The organism is Mangrovimicrobium sediminis (assembly GCF_004745945.1).
Classification (GTDB): Bacteria; Pseudomonadota; Gammaproteobacteria; order Pseudomonadales; family Halieaceae; genus Mangrovimicrobium; species Mangrovimicrobium sediminis.
Window position 1 is genome coordinate 1 of the sequence record NZ_SRLE01000021.1, and the last position, 4247, is coordinate 4247.

Genomic DNA, 4247 nt, shown 5'->3' on the forward strand with positions numbered 1-4247 from the left:
TGTTCGGTCTGGCAATATTGGGCATTTCTAGTGGCATCGCAAAACTTAACAAGTCAGGGCCACGGACCCGCTAACGCGGTTCGCAGCCTGAAGCGTTACGTGTCCTGCTAGTCCCCCGCATCTACTTCGATTTAGAGCTTGCCTATAGTATCATTAGTGATATTATTAAGGGCATGGCAAGTACTGAAGATATCCTCGCCAATATGCGAGCGAACCCAAAGGGCATAAGATTCAATGACTTATGTAAAGTCTGTGATGCCTATTTTGGAGAAGCCCGTCAATCTGGCTCCAGCCATAGGGTTTATCGGACCCCATGGCAAGGGGACCCTAGAGTAAATATCCAAAATGCCAAGGGTAAAGCCAAGCCTTATCAGGTTCGGCAAGTGCTAGCTGCTATAGAGCGTCTGGAGGTGGAAGGTGGCTAAATATATTGATCGTTACACTTACCGGGTTACCTGGTCTGAGGAAGATCAGGAGTACGTTGGCTTGTGCGCGGAATTTTCCAGTCTGAGCTGGCTCGAAAAAACTCCCGAAAAAGCCTTAGCGGGGATCCGTAAGCTCGTAAAGGAATGTGTCAGTGAAATGGAGGCGGGGAATGAAGCTGTGCCCGAACCCATCGCCACTAAAAATTATAGTGGCAAGTTTATGGTTCGCGTTCCGCCTGAAACCCATAGGTCTTTAGCAATTCAAGCAGCGGAGGCTGGGGTTAGTCTAAATCGTCTGATCGCCAGTCGGCTTCATTAAACACGTAACAAGTCAGGGCTACGGACCCGCTAACGCGGTCCGCAGCCTGAAGCGTTATTTTGCATCGCGGCCACTATGTTTCGGCGCCACTCAGAGGTTTCAAGACGTCCCATGAAGGGGACATATATGTCAAAAATCTTCGATTGTTCGGCTCACGATAGCTACGCCGACATGGGTGGTTCTTTAGCCTTGCCCAACCCTTTGGCCCAGTTGCTGAAATGGGCCACTTTTGCCGAACTTCACAAAATAACAAGTGCGGGCAGTTCGCTCCCTTCGGTCGCCGGACGCGCGTACCGCGCGCCCGCTGCCGCTCAGCGTTAATGTGCCAATGAGCACCCTGCCATACGAAGGAATGATCATCTTAGGCCTATTTTTGGCTCACGTTCTTTTACTCGCATACGCCGATGTGATGAGTAAGCGTCTTACCAAGAACAAAATTGAAAAGGTGTGGTTCTACAAGCGCATGGCCTGGTTGAATTCGAATAAAAGTACGTTTCCCCAGCCAGAGTTTCGAGGTGCCGTGAGAGCAATGCATGCCTACAATGGCTCGCTAATATGTTTGGGCGTTATTTTCGTCTTCTACGTCAAGAGTCTAGTTTCGTGAGAAGGCACATTAACAAGTCAAGGCAGCAAGGGCGCTTCGCGCCGGGACCCGCTAACGCGGGCCCCTGCTTGAAGCGTTATTTTGCATCGCGGCCACTATGCTTCGGCGCCACTCAGAGGTTTCAAGACGTCCGATGAAGGGGACATATATTTCAAAAATCTTCGATCGTTCGGCTCACTTTAGCTACGCAGGAGTAGTGTGTTCTTTCGTCTTGCCCAGCTCTCTGGCCCAGTTGCTGAAAGGGACCTCTTCTGCCGAACCTCACAAAATAACAAGTGCGGGCAGTTCGCTCCCTTCGGTCGCCGGACGCGCGTACCGCGCGCCCGCTGCCGCTCAGCGTTATATGCGTGTGAGATTCCGGCAGAGGCAATGAGATACTTGAGTGGAGAGGAAGTACGCCTTGGTGACAACGTGCTGATAGAGCATGGAAAAACTTCCGGTGTAGTTGATGAACTCATTGAATCCAGTGATCAGATTCAGGAATGGAATGTGGATCGACCAGGAGTCCTAATAAAAGCTGAACCGTTTGGGCTCGTGTTTTGGGGTGTCGAGGATGACGATGACGAACTTCAGTTTGTATCTCGCGGTGGCATATAACAAGTCAAGGCAGCAAGGGCGCTTCGCGCCGGGACCCGCTAACGCGGGCCCCTGCTTGAAGCGTTAAGTGTCCTCAATGGAGCTTGTGAGCGTAATTCTAAAAATACTGGCGGTAGTCGCTTATTTAGCCGGTGTGGTCTGGTGTTTCGTAACCTGGATGGGCATGCACAACAACACCAAAGATGGAAATACGTTCAGGCTCATGTACCCGTTTGTAATGTTTGATAAAAGCCAATTCAATGAAGTTGGCAACAAATGGCGTATCAAACATCTTATTTGCAACTGCGTTTTATCAGGTGTAACTGTAATTTGGTGGCTTTATGTTTCGAACACTTAACAAGTCAAGGCAGCAAGGGCGCTTCGCGCCGGGACCCGCTAACGCGGGCCCCTGCTTGAAGCGTTATATGGCAGCATGAGCAACAGCGTACTAATCAAACGAGAGATGTGGCCGGACGTAACTGATGTCCCGCACTTTATCGTCAGCTTGGATTACGAGGGGTGCTCGTTTCATCATGACGATATCTACTTTGACGAAATTTCGGAGATCGTTGCCGATCTAGTCCGCCTGAACAACTCCAGAAAAGGAGAAGTTAAACTTAATGGTGGCTCTCGCTTTTCAGCTTGTATCAAGGCGAAGATGAATGGTGCTATAGATATTCTGTTGCACGCTGAATCAGCGGCGTCCTTTCCAGGCAAGCTCTCATTAGAGGGAGTCCTACAAGTTGAAGGCGAGAATGCCAGTAGCTGTATTAGTTCTTTAATCAGCCTGTTTGAAGAGGGCACTCCGTTTGCCATATAACAAGGCAAGGCAGCAAGGGCGCTTCGCGCCGGGACTCGCTAACGCTCGCCCCTGCTTGAAGCGTTATGTGGTAGTTGCAAGTGGGGATTAAGTATATGCGTTCGTTGGTTACCCAGGCATTTTTTATCTCTCGGCTGCCAGCGTCATCTTCTGGTGGCGTGGCTCAGCCTTTCGCCACTCCCTGGTTGTTCAAAGTTGGGTTGTCACATGCAGCATCTTGGTTGGGCAGAGTCCGCAACCGAATTGTCAGTTGCCATGGAGGTTGTGCATGAGGGCTAATATGCAGGTTTACCAATCAGGCATCCGTCGTGCCACATAACAAGGCCAGGCAGTTCGCTCCCTTCGGTCGCCGGACGCCCAAACCGCTGCGCGGTCTGTGCGCCCGCTGCTGGCGGCGTTAAGTGTGGAATCAATGCGCAGATACATTCTATCTTTGATCATTCTTGTTTGCGTCGATGCCAGCGCTTCAACTGCGAGGTGTCCGCCTGGTTGGAAAGTTCATGAATTTGATAATTCAGTGGCCGTCGGGTCCGAGACATTTACAAATGGTGCTACATATCACCTAATGATTCCTGCCTCGTTGGAAGGTTATCCTCTCGATCTCGAGATGGCAGAGATTGTTGTTGGCGCTCCAGAAGAGCCGATACTGGTATTTCCTATTAGCCTTACAGAAACAGTCGATGGTTTTAAGTCAATAGTGACCTCATATCACTTGGAAATTCCAATCCATATTCGCCTTTTCTACGGTGACAGTTGCTATGGGGCCAAAGTGTGGCAGCAGATAAACACTTAACAAGTCAAGGCAGCAAGGGCGCTTCGCGCCGGGACCCGCTAACGCGGGCCCCTGCTTGAAGCGTTATAGCTTCCTATGAACTGCGATGAATTTGAAGAAAGGTATCTCGGCTACGAAAAGATGGAGGAATCTGAGTTCCTTCACTGCCTAGAGCATTCGAGAGACTGTGAAAGCTGTCGAGACCATATGAAAGTTGTGGGCCTGGAAAATCGGAGCATCGCTTTAGAGAAGTATCCGTGTGTACATGCAGCGTACTACGCCAATTATGAATGTGAGCATCATCCAAACTTACTAGAGTGCCCTGATGTTTTGCTCTACTACGATGGCGAAGGGTATGCATTGCCGGTCCGAGATGGAGGGCCATCTGTTGTATATATCAAATATTGTCCGTGGTGTGCCACAAAGCTATAACAAGTCAAGGCAGCAAGGGCGTGAACTTCACCCGGTAAAACGGACACCTCAACCTAACGAGGAGTCCCAGCATGCCCAGGTATACCCGACCCAGAAAGACCTGGCAGTACAGCAATGAATTCAAAGCCAAGGCAGTGCAGCTTTCGCATCTCCCCGATGTGAAAGTGAAAGACGTAGCAGAGGCGTTAGACATTCACCCCTTCATGCTTTCGCGCTGGAGGAAAGCACTCCGGGAAGGCAGAATTGTGGTACAGGATACTAGGCCCACCGACCTTGAAATGGAGAAGAAGGAGATGGAT

At 50.3% G+C, this 4247-nt stretch carries 4 protein-coding genes; all 4 read left to right on the top strand.

What is annotated here, in order from left to right:
* Window positions 1-417 precede the first annotated feature (417 nt).
* On the top strand, window positions 418-744 hold the full coding sequence (locus E4634_RS20825; protein WP_135446618.1) for a type II toxin-antitoxin system HicB family antitoxin: 327 nt from the start codon (window positions 418-420) through the stop codon (window positions 742-744).
* Between the two features lie 1613 nt (window positions 745-2357).
* Window positions 2358-2744, top strand: a complete 387-nt coding sequence (locus E4634_RS20830) for a hypothetical protein (RefSeq protein ID WP_135446619.1) — start codon at window positions 2358-2360, stop codon at window positions 2742-2744.
* Between the two features lie 979 nt (window positions 2745-3723).
* On the top strand, window positions 3724-3948 hold the full coding sequence (locus tag E4634_RS22160; RefSeq protein WP_434783515.1) for a DUF6980 family protein: 225 nt from the start codon (window positions 3724-3726) through the stop codon (window positions 3946-3948).
* 71 nt (window positions 3949-4019) lie between these two features.
* Window positions 4020-4247, top strand: a 228-nt coding sequence (locus E4634_RS20840; protein WP_135446620.1) for a transposase, incomplete at its 3' end; no start/stop codon positions are given.

Coding starts and splice junctions, on each gene's coding strand:
- E4634_RS20830 (WP_135446619.1), top strand. CDS start 2,358: ATGAGCAACAGCGTACTAATCAAACGAGAGATGTGGCCGGACGTAACT.
- E4634_RS22160 (WP_434783515.1), top strand. CDS start 3,724: ATGAAAGTTGTGGGCCTGGAAAATCGGAGCATCGCTTTAGAGAAGTAT.